Source organism: Trinickia sp., assembly GCF_057351765.1.
This window is the reverse complement of the sequence record NZ_JBMRBK010000051.1, coordinates 31,980-50,411: the sequence shown is the minus strand read 5'-3', so window position 1 is coordinate 50,411 and position 18,432 is coordinate 31,980. Positions and strand designations below refer to the sequence as shown.

Sequence of the window (18,432 nt, the reverse complement as noted above, 5' to 3'; positions counted from 1 at the left end):
TTCGCCGTCCGCGCCTGCGCGGCTGCATGCCCCGTTGCCCCAATGCCTTACATTTAGCCTACAATGCCTGGGCGTCGCGGAGCTGGCAATGCCTTGGTGCTGCCTCGCTCCGTATTTGTCTGTGACGGTTTCCCCCGTCTCGCTCATCGCATGCCATTTCCCCGATGCCCCTGCTCCGCAAACGTCATGTGCCTTATGTATCGATGGAGAGAAACGCCGTACTCGTCCCGCGTCTGCCGGCATGGCGCTCGTCGGTGGTCGTCGCGCTGCTGACGGTAGGCTTCGCCACGCTCGCGGGGCGGGCGCTGTGGGTACAGATCGTCGAGCATGAATTCCACGTCGCTCAGGGCGAGAAGCGTCATCGCATCACGGTCGAGTCGCCGGGCATGCGCGGACCGATCGTCGATCGTCATGGCGCCCTGCTCGCCGTGAGCCTGACGACCTACGAGATCTGGGCCGAGCCGCGGCGCATGGGCAGCCCTGATCGCGCAAAGCTGGCTCGGGCACTCGGCATTGCTGCCGCTGAACTCGAGCGCCGGCTTTCGACGGAGCGCGCTTACATGCTGCTCAAGCGTCACGTCGACGCGACGACCGCCCAGGAAATCGACGAACTCGCCATCCCCGGCATTACACGTGTCAGCGCATCGAAACGGTTCTACCCCGAGGGCGAATCCGTCGCGCACGTCGTCGGGTTCACGGATATCGACGATGCAGGGCAGGAAGGCATCGAATTAGCGGCCGATGCCATGCTTGCCGGCGAAACCGGCTCGCGCGACGTCATCCGCGACCGTCTCGGGCGCATCGTTTCAGAACTCGGTACACCCGTGCAACCGCGCAACGGCGGTACGGTTCGCCTGACTATCGATCGCCGCATTCAGCAGCTCGCCTACACCCAACTGAAAGCCGCACTGACCAAGCACAATGCGCAAGCCGGCAGCGCCGTGGTGCTCGATGCGCAAAGCGGCGAGATTCTCGCACTGGCCAACGCGCCGAGCTTCGATCCGAACCGCCAGATGCACCGCGCGGGTTCAGCGCTGCGCAATCGCGCGTTGACCGATACGTTCGAGCCCGGCTCGACTGTGAAGCCGCTCGTCGTCGCGCTCGCGATGGATACGGGGCTCGCGCAGCCGGATACGCTCGTTCATACCGGGCCCGGTTATTACACGATTGGCCCGAACACGATTCACGATACGTCGAATCATGGAACCATCACCGTCGCGCAAGCGGTTTCCAAGTCGAGCAACATCGCGTTGGCGAAGCTCGCGCTGAACCTGCCGGCCGAGCGGATATGGACCATGTACCGCGACTATGGCATCGGCTACCAACCGCCGCTGCCTTTTCCCGGGGTGGCCGCGGGCAAGCTGCGGCCGTGGCAGCGCTGGCGGCCTGTCGAGCAGGCGACGATGGGCTACGGGTATGGTCTATCCACTTCCCTATTGCAGATCGCCCAAGCCTATACGGCATTTGCCGGCGATGGCATGTTGCAGCCGGCGCGGCTGGTCGTCGCGGAGGACGACGGCACGGGAGCCACATCCGGCGCCGCGGAAAAACGCCGCGTGACGACATCGGCCAGCGCGGCGGCCATTCGCGAGATGCTCGAAGCTGCCGCACGCACCGCACGGGTCGAGGGCTATCGGGTGGGCGGCAAGACGGGCACCGCATGGAAGCATATGGGGACTTCGTATGCGAAGGGCAAGTATCGTTCGCTCTTCGTGGGGCTGGCGCCCATTCACGCACCGCGTGTTATCGTCGCGGTCATGATCGACGAACCGTCGCGCGGCGCCTATTACGGCGGAGCGGTGGCTGCGCCGGTGTTTGCGTCGATTGCGGGTGGGGTGTTGCAGTTGTTGGGGGTGCCGCCTGACGCGTAGCGGGTCGACCAACAACGCCTTTCGGACGAACCGAACGGACGACGGGAAGAACCATTGATTCTAGATAAACAAAGACAGCAATGCTCGCCACAACATCGCCGTTATCGGAAAAATCAAAAGCGATTAAAAAAGTAAGTTTCTGTAACGCAACTGACCTATATTAACACCGAGCGACTGAAAATCGCTCGACAATCCTAATTAGGAGACCATCACCTCAGAACATTTCACTGCGCCGCGCGTCAACGCTCACGCCCAGCAGTACTTCACTCGTGCCCCGCTACCTAGAAGCCGGCAATGTACGATATTAATCTGCGCGTTCGAATTTAAATATTCCAATAATATTTTCGCCAGTTCGCCGCGCCGCATCTCCGGTCACATCGCTTATAAATCGCCGACCGGTTTTTATTAATATTAAAAAACTGGACCACCATTCTCCACGCTTCTCGGCCATTTCTCGAGAGACGACGATGATTGTCTTGGAGACAAATATGAAGAATCTAGCTTTGATTACGTTGGCTGCCCTGCTGGTCGCTCCTGCGGCTTGGGCCGAAACGAATCCCGCCAACGGGCCCAGCGGAGCGCATTTTGCAACTGCCGAACCGGTATGCACCGTGGACCAGGCGACCCAGGACGTCAGCTGTACCGGCGCCACCATCGGGGGAGTCGGCCACACTAATGCGACAGCGACTCTGTCGGCGACCTACTCGGGCACCGTGCAGTGCACTAACCATGGCGGCCAGGTCGTCGACGTGAAGACGCAAACCACGGATGCCACTTCATCGGGAAAACTGACAGCTTCCAGGAACGGGCAACTGGTAGTGCCGCCGCTCGGTGCGACGGCACCGACCACCCAGGACTTACAAGCCTCTGCCACCTGCCCCAACGGGAACTGGACCAAGCAGGTGATAGCCGGCCCAACCCTGGCGAATTTCGTGTATACGATCACCTTCGCGGGCTTCAGCGGGCCTTATTTCAGTCTCACCGGGCCCTGATCGACTTGGCATTCAGGCTTCAGCACTTGGACTGATGCATGGCAACGCGACGCTCGCGAGAGCGTCCTAGATCATCGGGGATGGACGGGCGTGCCGGCATCCGCTGGCACGTCTGCAATCGGTGGCGGCACCGTCATTTCGTACGGTGTCGCGCCTGCTTTTTCTGGATCGTCGGATGCGTGGCCATGCGACAAGACGTTCACCTCGATTGCGGCGTGTTGTATGTCCCACATGTACCGCGCCATTTTTTGCGTACAGGTCGAATGCTGTTGTTCAGTCTGCTGCTTACGGGATGTGGCGGAGGGGGTGCGGATTCCACCCCGACACCGAGCACCCTCGCCGCGCAAAGCACGTCGCCAGGGGAAGAGAAATCGGCACCTTCGGCCGTGAAGGACGAAGCTGCCGTACCGTCGGTAGGCTCTCCCAGTTTCGTGCAACTTAGCGCGCTACCGCACATGTCATCGCTGTCCGACCGTGAGAAAGCGGGGTTGCTCATGCTGTTGCCCTCCAAGTCGCCTGCGCAACGGCTGGCATTGATCAACATGTATCCGAGTCTGGTCAAGCTGCCGGAGCAGCAAAAGGAGCTGTTGCTGGAACAACTGGAAAAAATCGTCCCGGTCACGGTCAGTCAGCGTCAATGACCGCTTTCCGGTGAGCGGGCGTTGTGTCTCTACCGGCCCATGAACCAAAACATGGCGAGCGCTGCCGCTGCCATGGCGATCGTTGCAATCCAGCCTGTAACGCGCAGACGCAACGGAATCACGAAGTTCCCCATGACCTTCGGATTCACCGCCATGAACATGATCAGTGCCATGATCGGCACGGACACCACGCCATTGATTACAGCGCTCCAATAAAGCGCCTTGACTGGATCGATCCGTGTAAAGCCCATTGCGAGACCGATGAGGGTCGACAGTACGATGATGGCGTAAAAGCGTTTCGCCAACCGGGGTTTCAGGGCCAGGCTATTGCGCCACTTGAACGTACCCGCCATCGCATAAGCGGCCGATCCGGCGAGTACCGGAAGGGCCAACAGGCCGGTACCGACGATTCCCAGGCTGAACAGGGTGAACGCGAACCGGCCTGCGATGGGCTTGAGGGCGACAGCGGCCTGCGCCGACGTCTGGATGTCAGTCACGCCGTGCGCGTGCAGGGTGGCAGCGGTCGTCAGGATGATGAAAAAGGCGACGATATTCGAAACCCCCATCCCGATCCAGGTGTCCATCCGGATGCGACGCAAGCTGGCCGGGCCCTGCCTCGGCGCATGCTTGAGCGCACGCTGGCCCGCTTGGCTCCGCATCTCTTCGACCTCCTGCGAAGCCTGCCAGAAGAACAGGTACGGGCTGATAGTCGTACCGAGCACCGCGACTATCGTAGTGAGGTAATCGCGCTTCCATGACAGTTGGGGAGCCAGAGTCCGAATCACCACCGTCTGCCATGGGATTTGAACGACGAATACCGTGGCTACGTAAGCGAATAAGGCGAGCGTGAGCCACTTCAGGACGCGAACATAGCTGCGATAGGGAACGAAGACCTGCAGGACGACGGACAACACGCCCAGCGCAACGGTGTACACGTGGGTTGGACCGCCGACCACGAGATTCAATGCCGCCCCCATCGCGCCAAGGTCGGCGGCAATGTTGATCGTATTGGCGACCAGGAGCAGCAGGACCGAGCCATAGAGCAGCCATGCGGAATAGTGACGCCTGATGTTGGTTGCGAGGCCATGACCACTTACCCGTCCCAGGCGAGCGCTAATGACTTGGATCGCCACCATCAGCGGATAGGTGATGATGGCGATCCACAGCATGTTGAAGCCGAACTGCGCTCCCGCCTGCGAGTATGTCGCAATGCCGCTCGGGTCGTCGTCCGCGGCGCCGGTCACGAGCCCGGGGCCCAGCTTTTCCAGCCACGACGTCACTTCGGGATCCGGCTTGTCCGACTGGTCGATGTCGATGTCCATGTTCGCCTCTGTAGGCAACAGTGATCCGGCAGCGAGCGATGCGTGGCGCTGGTGCTCCGATGGATGAGCTTTCCATCGGGAATCGGGAATGACTCACTAGGTCCAAGCAATCTACAAACCAGGCCCCGGCGCGACGCGATCGCCCATCAGTTCGACAATGAAGTCAACAAAAGCTCGGGTCTTTGCCGGTACGTGATGTCGCGATGGGTAGTAGACGTACAAGGGAAACCGCTCGTCTGCCCATTCGGGAAAGAGATTGATCAGTCGGCCGTCGGCAAGCAGGGGCTCCGCACCGAGCAGCAACATCTGCGCAATTCCGGACCCGGCGAGGCATGCGTTGAGCAGCGCGCCAGGATCGTTGACCGTGAGGCGCCCCCGGGTGTCGACCACGATGCGTTTTCGCCGACGATGGAATTCCCACGGGAACGGCTTGCCTGTCTCCGGGTTGCGAAATTCAAGGCATCTGTGGCTGCGGCTTTCAAGGTCCTCGGGTTTTGCCGGCCGTCCCCGGCGAGCGACGTACGAAGGCGCCGCGACCGTAACAACGCCGGTATCGAGCAGTTTTCTGGCGATCAGGGTAGACGGTCGGGGTTCGCCGAATCGCACGGCGAGATCGAAGCCATCCATGACCAAGTCGCCAAGATTGTCTCGCGCGATGAGCTCGATTTCGAGTTCGGGGTGAGCGTCCATCAACGCATCCAGTCGTTGCCCAAGAATGGTCCGGTAAACGACGGGATCCAGATTGATTCTCAACTTCCCACGCACAGCGGAGGTGCCACCCGCCGCGGCAGCGGCTGCTTCCTCCAGCCCGGCGAGATGGGGCATGACCTGCTCGTAAAAACGGCGGCCCTCTTCGGTCAGCGAAATGGAGCGCGTCGTTCGGTTGAAAAGGCGGATATTCAGCCTTTTTTCCAGCCGCGCAATCGCCCGGCTGACGCCCGGTGGCGTCATTCCTATTGCTTCCGAAGCGGCCGCAAACGTCCCCGCATCCACCACGGCGGCGAACACGCTGATGCTGCCGGAGAGCTTCTCGCTAATGGATCTCATGGGTGCTCGAGTAAAGGCCGGTGGCAGATCGCGACCGACCAACCGAAGGGCAATGCGCCAACGCTGCACCGTAGAGCGGCGCTGGGCATCTATGTCGAGCATGCCTCATTGATGACTTGTTGTCACTTATCTGATGCCATCCATGTCATTTTGTTTCGTTCGGAGTTTGACCAGAATGCGTCTCACCGAGACATCGGGTCCCCTCATGGAGAAGAGCAAATGTATGCAATAACAGGAATCACCGGCAAGGTCGGCGGCGCACTGGCCCGTGAGCTGCTGGCCGTCGGTCAGCCCGTGCGTGCCGTCGTGCGCGACGTGACGCGGGCAGCGTCGTGGGCGCAGCGCGGTTGCGAGATTGCGACGGCCTCCATGGAAGACGCTTCATCGCTCGCCGCCGCGTTCGACGGCGCGACGGGCGTTTTCATTCTGCCGCCTCCGGAGTTCGATCCGGAGCCTGGGTTCCCTGAAGCGCGGAAGGTGATCGAGGCTGTGGCTGCCGCCCTTCTGACGGCTCGACCTGGAAAGGTCGTTTGCCTGTCGACGATCGGCGCGCATGCTGATGAGCTCAATCTGCTCACTCAACGCACGCTGATGGAGCAGGCACTGCGCGAGATGCCGATGCCGGTGACGTTTCTGCGGCCAGCTTGGTTCATGGAGAACGCCGCATGGGATGTTGCATCCGCACGTGACCATGGCGTCATCGCCAGTTACCTGCAGCCGCTCGACAAGCCCGTGCCGATGGTCGCCACGGCGGACGTGGGCCGCGTTGCGGCCGAACTGCTTCGGCAGACGTGGCGCGGTGTGCGCGTCGTCGAGATCGAAGGCCCGCGTCGGGCGAGTCCCAACGATCTGGCCTTGGCATTCGCCCGCGTGCTGGGCCGCGAGGTACGCGCGGAAGTCGTCGAAAGGCCGACGTGGGAAACGCTGTTCCTCGCGCAGGGCATGAAGCATCCCCTATCACGCATGCGCATGCTGGACGGATTCAATGAAGGCTGGATCGATTTCGAAGGCCGTCCCGACGAAATCATGCGCGGCCATGTCGAGCTGGAGACGGTCCTGAGGGAGCTTGTAGAACGTCCGGTCTGAATGCTTGCCAGCGTCACGCCCGAACGCAATAGACGTTCTATCTGTTGTCCTTCAGCCTCGACGTTAGCAACGCATATTTTTCCGGCGAGGTATCCCCCAGCGCCGCTTCGCGAGTGCAAGGAGTGTCGTCGTACGGCACCGGTTCGGCGAACTGGCTCACCGTGAGATCCCACTTTTTCCCGTCGATCAGATTGTAGAAGTGAGTACCGCCCGAGGTACGCGTCGTGAGAATTTCCCCACCGAAATGGTCCTGCACGACGAGCGCGGTGACGCTGCAATGATTCTGCGCGGGATTCGATGGTGACCACGCATTGGCCGGGCTTGACGTGTCCGCCGACCACACGCGTGAGATGACTCGATACAGATCGAGGGGCGTCGCAAACGTCTTCGATGCGTCGGGCATTTAATTGTCCTCTTTCATTGCGGAAAATTTGTTGTTCAGCTCCAGCCACGCGAGCACTTCAGCCGCGTTCCGATGAGGCGGAAACACCGGATAAAAAACATGTTCGATCACGCCGTCGTTAATGACCATCGTCAAACGCTTCAACAGTGTCATGCCCATGGCGGTGAAGGTCGGCAGCGAAAGGGCCCTCGTCAACAAGAGACGGTCGTCCGACAGTAGTGGGTAGCTCAGATGCAGACGCTCGACAGCCCCTCTTTGATCGGGCGTATGTTGCGTCGAGAGACCAAAGATATAGGTTGCGCCGGCTGCCTTCATTTCCGCCGCGTGATCGCGAAAGGCACACGACTGCGGCGTACATCCCGGGGCGCCGGGGATCGACAACCATCCATCGGGCACCGGCTCGTCCGGACGTTTTTTCCGGGGGTAGGCGTAAATAACGGCGCGGCCGGCGAGTCGACTCAGGTCGACCGCGTCTCCATCCGTCGAGTTCAACTCGATGCTGGGCATGCGCAGCCCCTTCAGGTGACTTGCTCCACCGTCGTCTATAGGTGCCGGCATCGTTGACCAATCGATGTTCATCGGATCTTTCACGTTTATCTCACTAGTTGAGCCGATGCTTGACGGGGCGATAACGAAAAAGCCCCGTCGTTGCCGGCGGGGCTTTTTCGCGCATATTGCTGAAAATTGCTAGCCTATGCACTTCCCCGACGGCAGTCCCATGTGGGCATGCGCATGATGGGGAGTCGCAATTGCAAAGGATGTGATGGCTTGCATGGGTAACGAGTGTGCCTTCAGTCTCGGAACGCGTCAACGAATGCATTATGTGGCGTTCGTGCTTAAAATCAGGTCCGCTCGCGACCACCGCTGAGCGCCATAGCTCCATCTAACCATTCGAACAGCGCAGAGCGCGCATGCTGACATCCTTCAGTTGCTGCGTCGCCGGTTATCTCCCCCTATGAAACGCTTTCTGCTGCCAGCCGCCCTCTTCGCTGTTTCCGCCACGCTGCACGCCGCCGGCCTGCCGGCAAGCATCGCTGCCCAGTTGCCAACGGGCTACGAGCCGATGGTTTTCCGTGCAGGGCCGCTGATCGAAGGCGGCCGGCGAAGCTTGCTCGTTGTTGCTCACCGGCGCGACGACTCTGTGAGCAGCCCATCGCCTCGTCCACTGCTGATCTTCGAGGAACAGGCAAGCAATCGGTACCGGCTCTCCGCGCGCAACGATACGGTTGTGCTGCGCGCCAACGAGGGCGGCCAATGCGATCCGTTCGACAGCGACGACGGGCTCGCAGTCAAGGGCCGCTACTTTACGGTGCAAAACGGCGTCGCGTGCGGCGCACACTGGACCGACTTCATCACATTCCGCTACGACGCCCAGCACCGCGCATGGCTCTTCGATAGCGAGATCGTCACATCGTCCGATCCGCTCAACGGCACGCCGGACAAAACCGACGTGATGCACGCGGATCACGCGAAGCCGGTTGCGTTCGACACTTGGCGCCCAGCACGTTGAAGCGACGCGATGCATGAGCAGCGCTGCAGGATCGTGCATGCGAGTGCCCTGTCCGCGCTCTCACAATTCGATTCGGGTTCGGTCTGGCAGGCACAGCCAATGCTCGCTTGCATCGTGTCGTCGCCCACTGTGGAGCATCGCTAAGGGCACGCCGGTCGGCGACTCGAGGCACCCGTCCAGATCGGCCACCAAAATGGCGAGCGTTTCCGCACCTCAAGGGCCTAGGATGGAAACCTCGTACACCGCTTCCATCGCTGCGGCGGAGCCAGGGGTTACGCAGATGCGGTCCCGCGGCTCATTCCGATGAGCACTCCGCAAGGAGACGGCATATGAACGTAGTAAATGCAAGGATCAGACCAAGCGATCCGAAACCCGTTGTACTGTTCCGCCAAGCCGAGCGTTCGCATTCGGGTGCAGATTCCCCCGATGCAGCGAGCAAGGCCGCACCGCCTGCGCGGGTCAAACGCCTTGCGCTTTACGTTGCGTCGGCGAGCGCATTGGCTGTCGGGCTCATGGGTCTCGTCGTGTACGGCGGTGACCAAGTGCTCGGGATCATCCGAGCCGCGTCGCGAGCGCAACATACGGCTTGGTCGGGTCAAATCGCACTACGATCATCGCCTCCCGCTCGCGCAGCCGCGGTTGCCAATCCTGAGGCCGCGCTCCCTGCGCCTTCCGCTCCGTCCGCTCCGTCCGCTCAACGCACCGAACCTACTTCCGATTCCGCTGAGCCGCCGTCGGTTACACGAGGGCGTAGTCAAGCAAGCGATGCCGCGACACAGAATCGCCATCATTCGGCGCCGCATGTGAGAGCAATCGCGCCGCATGCACCCGTGGTCACTCAATCCATACCGCCAACAAAACGAGCGTCTTCGTCCGATCGTGTCGCGAGATCATCGTCACCTCCTCGCCCCGGAACTGCAATTGACAGTGCGGAGTTCGACCCACCTGTGCCTGCCGCTTCGTTCGATCAACCCAGCGCACCTTCTCCGAATCCTCCTTTACTGAAGCTGGATCACGAACAGCTCGCAGGCGGTGACGACGCGGGCGGTTCGGGCACAGGCGGCTCGGATGCTGGCGCAGGCGGTCCGGGCGCTGGCGCAGTTGGTTTGGGTGCAGGCATGGGAGGTTCGGGCGCAGGTGGTCGAGGCGGAGTCGGTGCAGGCGTAGGCGGTACGGCTGCAGGTTCAGGCGGTACGGGCGCAGGTGCTGGCGGTACGGGTGCAGGTGCTGGCGGTATGGGCGCGGGTGCCGGCGGTACGGGTGCAGGTGCTGGCGGTACGGGTGCAGGTGCAGGCGGTACGGGCGCAGGCGCTGGCGGTACGGGTGCAGGTGCAGGCGGTACGGGCGCAGGCGCTGCAGGTGCTGGCGGTACAGGGGCTGGCGGTACAGGGGCTGGCGGTACAGGGGCTGGCGGTGCAGGTGCCGGCGGTGCCGGCGGTGCCGGTGCGGGCGGTGCCGGTGCGGGCGGTGCAGGTGCAGGCGGTGCCGGTGCAGGCGGTGCCGGTGCAGGCGGTGCCGGTGCAGGCGGTGCCGGTGCAGGCGGTGCCGGTGCAGGCGGTGCCGGTGCCGGTGCAGGCGGTGCCGGTGCAGGTGCAGGCGGTGCAGGTGCAGGTGCAGGCGGTGCAGGTGCAGGCGGTGCAGGTGCTGGGGCAGGTGCTGGCGGTGCCGGTGCCGGTGCTGGTGCTGGTGCTGGTGCTGGTGCTGGTGCTGGTGCTGGTGCAGGTGCAGGCGGCCACGGCGGCGGTCACGGTGGCGGCGGTCACGGTGGCGGCTCAAGGTAATCGGCTGCATTGTTTTGAGCCGCCCTTTGTGTGCGAGACGCAGATCAGGGCGGCTACCAGAGGGGATTGTCGGTGCCCATCCCTTTTGATTCGATGAGCACCACTGTGACAGAGTTGGGAGCCAATCCGGGCATCGGCAAGGCACGCCCGAATCGAGCGTTGCCGGGACCTCCCGCGGCGCTAGTGCGAGAACCCCGACGCAGTTTCGCTGAGACTCTTCCCTTTAGTCTCAGGGGCAAGCCATTGGGACACCCCGGCCCCGACTGCTGCGATGCCGGCCGCGATCAGGATGGTCACCGAAGGCCCGAGATTGTTCATCGACCAGGGCATCAGGAACGTGCCGAGCCCCGCCCCGATCCGGCTGAAGGCGGCGGCAAAGCCCGTCCCGATCCCGCGGATTTCAGTCGGGAATACCTCGCCAGGATAGATGCAAGTCAGCGTCCCGCAGCCCGCGTTGAAGAACGAGAACGCGAGGAACAGGCCGAGCACGACCGCCCCGGGCGCGTTCGCCCATATGCCGAGAATCGCGAGGATCACAGTGATGATCCACTGCGGCGGTACCGTCAGAACACGGCGACCCGCCTTGTCGATCATCAGAACCGTGGCAACACTGCCGGCCAACGCAACTGCGGATAGCCCGACCCCTCCGGCGAGCCCCCCGCCGAGGCCGAACTTCTGCAGCACGCTGTCGGCGAATGTGGCGATCGCGAAGTACGGCGTGACGACGCAAAAAAAGAACATCGACACGAACAGCGTGACTCGCCAATACCGGCGGGAGAAGAGCATCCCGAAACCTCCTCCCGAGTGAACGATCTCGTGTTCGACGTCGGCCATGTCGGACGCGCTGTTCATATATCGGCGTGCGACGGAACGGGCCTGCTCGATACGGCTCTTACTCCACAGCCAGCGCGGCGATTCGGGCATGCCGATCCGGCCAAGGAACAAAGCTATCGCAATATACGTGCTGGTGCCGAGGATGTTCCGCCATCCGAGGTGCGTATATCGATCGAGCAGATAACCCACGACGAAGGCGAACATGAAGCCGGCGTACCAGGCGATGAGGGTCAAGCCCATCAGCCGCCCTCGGATACGGGACGGGGAGAATTCCGACAGCAGCGGCCAACCGACGGAATATTCCGCACCGATCGCGATACCCATCAGCAGTCGCACCATCAACAGTTGCAGCGGTGACGTGATGAAGAACTGCATGGAGCCGACGAAGAACTGCATGAACGAGGCGATCACGAACAAGCCCATGTCGAGCAGGAACAGTGGTTTGCGGCCGAACTTGTCTCCAGCCCATCCGCCCAGCGGCGAACCGATGAGAATCCCGAACAACGCGCCGGCTGCGATCAGCCCCTCCCAGACCGGCGATATGGCGAGCTCCGCGGTCATCTTGCCGGACACCGGGCCGACGATCCCGAGAATATAGCCGTCCAGAAACGTACCGCCGGTCAGAACAATGATCATCCTGATCATGAAGCGTCGTTTGAACGCTGAGGATGTCTCCTCCCCAGGCGCTTCGGCCAGAACAGCAACTCCCTTCTCTAAAGAAGTCATACGTATCTCCTTTTATTGCGACATGTACATACCAATTGGGCGGCGCTGCGTCGAGTCTATGGACGGGGCGAGAGTCGAGCTTTCACGCTTACGTCCGCAAATCGGCCGTAAACGACACTTGGCGCGTACGTTCAATGTCGTGTCGGGAGAGGACAAGTGAGCGCTCGCAGCCCATGGAACCGTCCCTTTCACCGGCTCGAATGGTTTCGCGATGGCTGTTCAAGCGTGCGTGGCCTGGCGTTATTCGCAAGCTCACTGGACCGCCGGGTCTCGATTGGCGAGAATCCGCAATCGCCGCCCTCCTTCGGAGTCGCCATGAAAATCGCTGCGCTATCCGACATCCACGGCAACCTCGCCGCGCTCGACGCCGTGCTGGCGGATATTCGTTCGGCCGGTGCGGACCTGATCGTCAATCTCGGCGACATTCTCTCCGGCGCGCTTTATCCAAGAGAAACGGCAGACCGGTTGATGCCTCTTGGCCTGCCCACTATCCGGGGCAATCATGAAAGACAGGTACTTGCCCGCGATCGCGCGCGTATGGGTCAATCCGACCAATGGGCGCTCGATTGCCTGCGTCCGGATCAACTGGATTGGATCGACGGCTTGCCCAGCACACTGCCTGTCGGGGAAGACGTGCTCCTGGTCCACGGCACGCCCGAAGACGACTTGACCTATTTCCTGGAAACCGTGACGCCCTCCGGATGCCGGGAAGCGACGCCGGAGGAGATTGAATTGCGAGCGGGGAAGGTGGCTTCGAAGCTGATCCTTTGCGGGCATACCCATTTGCAGCGCGCGCGGACGCTTGACGACGGGCGCTTGATCGTGAATCCGGGCAGTGTCGGCCTTCAGGCTTATGAAGACGATCGACCCTTTCCTCATCGTATGGAAATGGGCTCGCCCCACGCGCGATGTGCGTTCGTGAGGCGGATCCGATCAGAGTGGACTGTCGAGTTTCGTGCCATTGAATACGACTGGGACGCTGCGTCGGCGACAGCGAAGGCGAACGGTCGCCACGACTGGGCCATCGCTCTTCGCAGCGGTCGGTGCCGAGAAAAACTACTCACGTCGGAACCGGCCAGATACTAGACAATCCGCCTCTTCGACAACTCGGACGCTGAGAATTGAGGTCATGAGCGCGCCGTGGCTGGCAAGCCATCCAACAGCGCTATACTTTCGCGCTTTCGTTGCCTTCCTCAGGCACCAAGGATTACACATGAGCGCATTGCCCCCCTGTCCGAAATGCAATTCCGGGTTCACGTACGAAGATGGTGGCGTCTACATCTGCCCTGAATGCGCGCATGAATGGTCGGCGCAAGCCGCAGCGCCGACCGAAACGGTTGACAGAGTTCATCGCGATTCGACTGGAAATTGCTTGCAAGACGGGGATACCGTCACCGTCATCAAGGACCTGAAACTCAAGGGTTCCGCCGGCGTGATCAAGATGGGAACCAAGGTGAAAAATATCCGTCTGGTAGACAGCGATCATGATATCGACTGCAAGATCGATGGCTTTGGTGCAATGAGCCTCAAATCGGAATTCGTCAAGAAGGTGTGACTGACGCTCATCAAAGCAGTCGCAAGCCGCCGTCGCATTCGATGATGGCTCCCGTCATGAAGGTGTTCTCCATCAGAAACTGGAGCGCGTGCGCGACATCTTCCGCGCGGCCGACGCGTCTCACCGGCAACGTTTCGGCTCAAAACACGCAGCAAACGTCTGTCGATGCAGGAATTCCTGCGACATCGGCATGTGCTGACCTCGTTCAGCGCTGGTCTGCACGGCTTTATCGACGAGCGGCTGGAATTAGCCGGACTCAAGCGCGACGTGGTGTTCTCGAGCGCAAATTTCGCCACGAGTCCGTTCATCGTACGGCGCACGCCCGCGATCGCCACGGTGCCGGACTTCATTGGCCGCGTCTGGCGCGACGCCCTGGACCTGGCGATGAGTCCGCTGCCATTCGATGTGCCGGGCTATGAGGTCTCGCTGATGTGGTCCGCGGCGCGCGACCAGGATCCGGGGCTCGCATGGCTAGCCGAGGTGTTTGCGCACGCGTTCGAAGAGAACGGGAAAAGACGGACCCGTCGCCGATAAATGTCTTTTGAGCGCTCACAACACGGCGCTGTCGCCGCTTCGCCAGCGATGGCCGACGACATCTCTCGATCGATATCGTTGCACCATGCAGGCTCGATGACCAGTCAGGCCAGCGGCACGATGTTCTGGTTCATGCGGAAGAAGTTCGTCGGGTCATACCGGGCTTTGACCTGCTGAAGCCGTCGGTAATTGGGACCGTACGCAGCCGCGATCGGTTCGCCCGTCTCATCGTCGTCCAAATAGTTGACGTAGCGACCATCGGCAAAAAAAGGTCGCATCGCCTCGTAGGTTTCGCGAGCCCAGGCGATGCAGGCACCGGTATCCGCCGGCTGCATCCATTGAGCTAGCACGAGGAAGTTGTAGCCTTCGCCCCGGTGCGGGAAGGCCGTCTCGGTAGCACTGACCCGGGTGAGCGCGCCGTGGAAATGTTCGAGGAGCAGCTGGCCCATTGTCGTCGGGCATCGCGCAAAGCAGCTGATCATGGTATCGATCGCAGCGTCGCTCAGCTCTCTGAGAAAGCTGGACTTCCAGTAGTTGAGCGCGCCTTTAGGGTAGCTGGCGTCGAGCATGCCGTTGAGCTGTGAGTAGGGGATCGGCCCAACGGCATCCAGGATGGGAACCCCGAACTGCTTCAAGGGCCGCATGGCCCTTTCGCCGTCTTCCAACGGCCCGCAATGGCAGGTGACCAGCCCGGCCACCTTCGTGCCCGACCCGTCGGGCGCATGCGTCAACGTTGCGAACAGAGTGTGCTCATCAGGCAACGACCGTGTGCTGTCGCGGAAAAACTCGAGCAAGGCTCGCGAGCACTCGATCGGATGGACGATCGGGCCGCCCGTAATGGTCGGCCCAACCGGGTGGAGTTCATACTCGAAGCTCGTGGCGACCCCGAAGTTTCCGCCGCCGCCGCGGAGCGCCCAAAAAAGCTCGGGCTCCTGGTGCTTGCTCGCCCGCAGAACCTTGCCGCCCGCCGTGACGAGATTCACCGCCCGCAGATTATCGAGCGCCAGTCCGTATTTGCCCATCAGCCAGCCCACGCCGCCCCCGAGGGTCAGCCCGGCAATGCCCGTGCTCGAGATCACGCCCCCGGTGACGGCCAGGCCGTGCAACTGCGTCTCGCGATTGAGCTCGCCCCAGGTGACCCCGCCTTGCGCCCAAGCCGTTCTGCCCTCCGCATCGACGTGAATGCCTTTCATCGGCGAAAGATCGATCATTACCCCACCGTCGATCGTCGCCCGTCCCGCCACGTTGTGGCCGCCGCCGCGAATGGCACCCTCGAGGCCGAGCCTGCGGGTGAGATCGAGGGCCTCGACAACGTCGGCTACGCCGCGGCACCTCGCGATCAAGGCGGGCCGCTTATCGACCAGACCGTTGTGGACCCTCCTCGCATCCTCATAGCCGGCGTCCATGGGTTGCAGGAGCTCCCCGCGGAAGGTGCCGGCAAGCTCGGCCGCAGCGTCGGCCAACGATCTGATCGGCAGCATGGTGTCGTCTCCTCGAACTCATTCCAAGTCTCCACTCGAATCGGCCCAAGAACAAACTCGAAGAATTCAGCTAAGGGTGAACTGGTTTCACCTACACTGCTTGCATGCATAAGCTGCCGCCCCTCGTAGAACTCCGCGCGTTCGACGCGGTCGCTCGGCACATGAGCTTCAAGAAGGCCGCGCTGGAGCTATGTGTCACGCCTACAGCAATCAGTCATCAGATCCGATTGCTCGAGCGCTATTGTGGTTGCGCCCTGTTCCGTCGCAGGCCGCGGCCCTTGACGCTGACCGACGCGGGAGCGCGGCTGTTCCCGGCCATTCGTGGAGGGCTCGAAATATTTGCCACCGCGATCGCGGCCGTCAAGCACGATAGCGACCAGCAGCCCCTTCGCGTGACGACAACGAACGCTTTTGCCAGCCGTTGGCTCGTGCCCCGCCTGTCCGCGTGGCGGAAGTTGCATCCCGATGTCCCGCTGGAGGTGATCGGCACGGATACCGTGCTCGATCTGAAGACCGACGAGGGTGACGTCGCCATTCGTTATGCGACCAGCCGAGTAGTGCCGACGGAGGGGATCGTCGATGATCTCTTGAGAGATACATTCTGGCCCGTCTGCAATCCGCGCTTGCTTTCAACCGGGCAATTGAAGAGACCCGCCGATCTCGCACAGCATGTGCTGATCCACTCCTATTGGTCGCCGGTCGACCGCGAGCCGCCCACCTGGCAGAGATGGCTGGCCGCGGCCAAGCGCAGGTGGCGTGAAGTGCCCGATTTCAAGGACATGCAGCACCTGAGCTTCCGGGAAGAGTTGCATGCCATCGAGGCGGTAATCGCCGGCCAGGGAATCGGGGTTTTCAGCGATGCACTCGTCGCACCCGAACTCGCCGTCGGTACCCTCGTAAAAGCATTCAAGCTGAGCTTGCCGGGGTATGGCTTCTATGTGATTCGCCGGCCAGGCCATCCGCGCGAAACGACCATCCGAGCCTTCTCGGAGTGGTTGCGGTCAACTACCTGATCCGGTCGTCTTGTTCGTCCAAATGAGCCTGTGTACAAGGGGCCGCCCCTGGCGGACGGCCGCTCGGGTCTGGCCGCGCTAGCTGCCCTTGCCGTGCTCGGAGTCTTCGCGCGGCTGGTGCGCCTCATCTCCGTGGCCGGGGAAGAAAACATTCATCACGGCCCGGACCCCTTCGGCGAGCATCGCCTCGGCGCCGATGCTTTCGGTTTCGCCAGACTTGGCCGGGTCGGCGCTCAAGCCGCGCCAATGCGTAAAAACGAGCAAAGGCTTTTCGGTCCATTCACCGTCGCCATACTTTGCGAAGGCGGTATCGCCACTTACAAGTTGAACCTCGTACCATCCATCGCGGACCGGAGCGTACTTGTCCAGCGCAAACCAGTCGGTTGGTTGGATTTCCATGAGTTCCTCACTGAGCTATCGCTGTCTGTCGATCGAAGGGCCGCGCCGGCCAGACTGGCCACTGCCGATGTCATCGCTCTGCGCCGCCGTTGGGCAGGCCATCGGGACGTGGCAAACGGTTAATTATAGAACTCGCCAACTTTGGGGCCACATGTGGCGAACCCCAAGTTCTCGATGCTGTGGGTCGGCTCCCCCTCGCCCGCTTATAATCCGGCATGACTCTCTCCATTCCCGATGTAAACCCTAAGAGTGCCACCGGCTGCGCGACTCATCGTCTGCTGATCGCGTACGCCTTCCCGAGCCATTCGCCCTCCACGCATTTCGAACGTACACGCCATGAGCGGCACGGGACGACCGGATGAAAATACCCAAAAGGCTCGCGCCGCTTCTCGACGAAGGACTCATCGACGAGGTTATAGGCCAGTTGATGAGCGGCAAGGAAGCCACAGTCTACGTCGTGCGCAGCGGCGACTCGACACGTTGCGCAAAGGTCTACAAGGACGCGAAGCAGCGCAGTTTCCGGCAAGCCGCGTCGTATCGGGACGGCCGCAAGGTCCAGAACAGCCGGCAGGCGCGTGCAATGGAAAAAGGTACGCGGTATGGCCGTCAGATGCAGGAAGAGTTGTGGCAGAACGCTGAAGTCGACGCGCTGTTCCGGCTCGCCAATGCAGGCGTACGAGTCCCGCAGCCCTATATCTGTACCGATGGCGTTTTACTGATGGAACTGGTGGTCGACGCAACGGGCGGCGTCGCGCCTCGCCTCAACGACGTCGATCTGACTGAAGCGCGTGCAATCGAACTCCACGCGCTGCTGCTCAACCAGGTCGTCCGCATGCTCTGCGCGGGTGTGGTTCACGGCGACCTGTCCGAATACAACATCCTGCTGGCGGCGGATGGGCCAGTGATCATCGATCTGCCTCAGGCTGTCGACGCCGCTGCCAATAATGAAGCCGCCTCGATGCTCAAGCGCGATGTCGACAATCTGGCCGCGTACTTCGGACGCTTCGCACCGCAAATTCTCGCCACCGGTTACGGGACGGAAATTTGGGCACTGTTCGAAGCAGGCCAGTTACACGCGGATATCGAATTGAGCGGCCGCATCGAAGTCGATACGCGACCGGTGGACCTCGATAGCGTGCTGCAGGAACTCGAAGACACACGTCTCGAGGAAGACGCGCGCATGCGACGACAGCAAGAACTGAGCGCCGGGTGATAATCCCGGCGTCCCGTACAAGCG

General features: G+C 61.7%; 18 protein-coding genes. 11 read left to right on the top strand and 7 right to left on the bottom strand.

What is annotated here, in order from left to right; translation table 11 throughout:
- Positions 1–164 precede the first annotated feature (164 nt).
- The 3 genes from ACO1XS_RS13840 to ACO1XS_RS13830 all read left to right on the top strand — a co-directional run bounded on the left by ACO1XS_RS13840 (position 165) and on the right by ACO1XS_RS13830 (position 3,504).
- Positions 165–1,871, top strand: coding sequence for a peptidoglycan D,D-transpeptidase FtsI family protein (locus ACO1XS_RS13840; protein WP_486390926.1), 1,707 nt, complete (start codon positions 165–167; stop codon positions 1,869–1,871).
- 488 nt (positions 1,872–2,359) lie between these two features.
- Entirely contained in the window at positions 2,360–2,863 is a 504-nt protein-coding gene (locus ACO1XS_RS13835) for a hypothetical protein (RefSeq protein ID WP_331570868.1), read from the top strand.
- Between the two features lie 455 nt (positions 2,864–3,318).
- On the top strand, positions 3,319–3,504 hold the full coding sequence (locus tag ACO1XS_RS13830) for a hypothetical protein (protein ID WP_486390925.1): 186 nt from the start codon (positions 3,319–3,321) through the stop codon (positions 3,502–3,504).
- A 29-nt stretch (positions 3,505–3,533) separates the two neighbouring features.
- On the opposite strand, the gene ACO1XS_RS13825 is transcribed toward ACO1XS_RS13830, so the two are convergent.
- Together ACO1XS_RS13825 and ACO1XS_RS13820 are read right to left on the bottom strand one after the other, a co-directional pair.
- A complete protein-coding gene (locus tag ACO1XS_RS13825; RefSeq protein ID WP_440558679.1) occupies positions 3,534–4,826 on the bottom strand; it encodes an NRAMP family divalent metal transporter in 1,293 nt (430 codons plus the stop codon).
- A 111-nt stretch (positions 4,827–4,937) separates the two neighbouring features.
- Positions 4,938–5,873, bottom strand: a complete 936-nt coding sequence (locus ACO1XS_RS13820) for a LysR family transcriptional regulator (protein ID WP_331570883.1) — start codon at positions 5,871–5,873, stop codon at positions 4,938–4,940.
- Positions 5,874–6,092: 219 nt separating this feature from the next.
- Between ACO1XS_RS13820 and ACO1XS_RS13815 the strand changes: the two genes are divergently transcribed.
- Positions 6,093–6,959: an NmrA family NAD(P)-binding protein gene (locus tag ACO1XS_RS13815; RefSeq protein WP_486390924.1), complete on the top strand. Its 867-nt coding sequence runs from the start codon at positions 6,093–6,095 to the stop codon at positions 6,957–6,959.
- A 37-nt stretch (positions 6,960–6,996) separates the two neighbouring features.
- Here ACO1XS_RS13815 and ACO1XS_RS13810 read toward each other — a convergent pair whose 3' ends face one another.
- On the bottom strand, positions 6,997–7,362 hold the full coding sequence (locus tag ACO1XS_RS13810) for a YunG family protein (RefSeq protein ID WP_486390923.1): 366 nt from the start codon (positions 7,360–7,362) through the stop codon (positions 6,997–6,999).
- Positions 7,363–7,953 carry a peroxiredoxin gene (locus ACO1XS_RS13805; protein ID WP_486390922.1) on the bottom strand — a complete coding sequence of 197 codons (591 nt, stop codon included), beginning with the start codon at positions 7,951–7,953 and terminating at the stop codon, positions 7,363–7,365.
- Positions 7,954–8,317: 364 nt separating this feature from the next.
- On the opposite strand from ACO1XS_RS13805, the gene ACO1XS_RS13800 reads away from it, so the two are divergent.
- Both ACO1XS_RS13800 and ACO1XS_RS13795 read left to right on the top strand, forming a co-directional pair.
- The gene (locus ACO1XS_RS13800) at positions 8,318–8,872 is read left to right on the top strand and encodes a hypothetical protein (RefSeq protein ID WP_486390921.1); all 555 of its coding nucleotides are present in this window, start codon (positions 8,318–8,320) and stop codon (positions 8,870–8,872) included.
- A 1,218-nt stretch (positions 8,873–10,090) separates the two neighbouring features.
- Positions 10,091–10,750, top strand: coding sequence for a hypothetical protein (locus tag ACO1XS_RS13795; RefSeq protein WP_486390920.1), 660 nt, complete (start codon positions 10,091–10,093; stop codon positions 10,748–10,750).
- A gap of 83 nt (positions 10,751–10,833) precedes the next feature.
- On the opposite strand, the gene ACO1XS_RS13790 is transcribed toward ACO1XS_RS13795, so the two are convergent.
- Complete coding sequence (locus tag ACO1XS_RS13790; RefSeq protein WP_440563960.1) at positions 10,834–12,132, bottom strand: MFS transporter; 1,299 nt, start codon at positions 12,130–12,132, stop codon at positions 10,834–10,836.
- A 396-nt stretch (positions 12,133–12,528) separates the two neighbouring features.
- On the opposite strand from ACO1XS_RS13790, the gene ACO1XS_RS13785 reads away from it, so the two are divergent.
- The 3 genes from ACO1XS_RS13785 (at position 12,529) to ACO1XS_RS13775 (ending at position 14,302) form a co-directional block, all read left to right on the top strand.
- Complete coding sequence (locus tag ACO1XS_RS13785) at positions 12,529–13,299, top strand: metallophosphoesterase family protein (protein ID WP_486391001.1); 771 nt, start codon at positions 12,529–12,531, stop codon at positions 13,297–13,299.
- Between the two features lie 127 nt (positions 13,300–13,426).
- Positions 13,427–13,768, top strand: coding sequence for a zinc ribbon domain-containing protein YjdM (locus tag ACO1XS_RS13780; RefSeq protein WP_331573296.1), 342 nt, complete (start codon positions 13,427–13,429; stop codon positions 13,766–13,768).
- A 165-nt stretch (positions 13,769–13,933) separates the two neighbouring features.
- Complete coding sequence (locus tag ACO1XS_RS13775) at positions 13,934–14,302, top strand: LysR substrate-binding domain-containing protein (RefSeq protein WP_486390919.1); 369 nt, start codon at positions 13,934–13,936, stop codon at positions 14,300–14,302.
- A 104-nt stretch (positions 14,303–14,406) separates the two neighbouring features.
- Here ACO1XS_RS13775 and ACO1XS_RS13770 read toward each other — a convergent pair whose 3' ends face one another.
- Positions 14,407–15,783 carry an FAD-binding oxidoreductase gene (locus ACO1XS_RS13770; protein WP_486390918.1) on the bottom strand — a complete coding sequence of 459 codons (1,377 nt, stop codon included), beginning with the start codon at positions 15,781–15,783 and terminating at the stop codon, positions 14,407–14,409.
- A gap of 104 nt (positions 15,784–15,887) precedes the next feature.
- Between ACO1XS_RS13770 and ACO1XS_RS13765 the strand changes: the two genes are divergently transcribed.
- Positions 15,888–16,796 carry a LysR substrate-binding domain-containing protein gene (locus tag ACO1XS_RS13765; protein ID WP_486390917.1) on the top strand — a complete coding sequence of 303 codons (909 nt, stop codon included), beginning with the start codon at positions 15,888–15,890 and terminating at the stop codon, positions 16,794–16,796.
- 78 nt (positions 16,797–16,874) lie between these two features.
- Here ACO1XS_RS13765 and ACO1XS_RS13760 read toward each other — a convergent pair whose 3' ends face one another.
- The gene (locus ACO1XS_RS13760) at positions 16,875–17,195 is read right to left on the bottom strand and encodes a hypothetical protein (protein WP_331569973.1); all 321 of its coding nucleotides are present in this window, start codon (positions 17,193–17,195) and stop codon (positions 16,875–16,877) included.
- A gap of 358 nt (positions 17,196–17,553) precedes the next feature.
- Between ACO1XS_RS13760 and ACO1XS_RS13755 the strand changes: the two genes are divergently transcribed.
- The gene (locus ACO1XS_RS13755; RefSeq protein ID WP_486390916.1) at positions 17,554–18,408 is read left to right on the top strand and encodes a PA4780 family RIO1-like protein kinase; all 855 of its coding nucleotides are present in this window, start codon (positions 17,554–17,556) and stop codon (positions 18,406–18,408) included.
- The last annotated feature ends 24 nt before the right edge of the window (positions 18,409–18,432 follow it).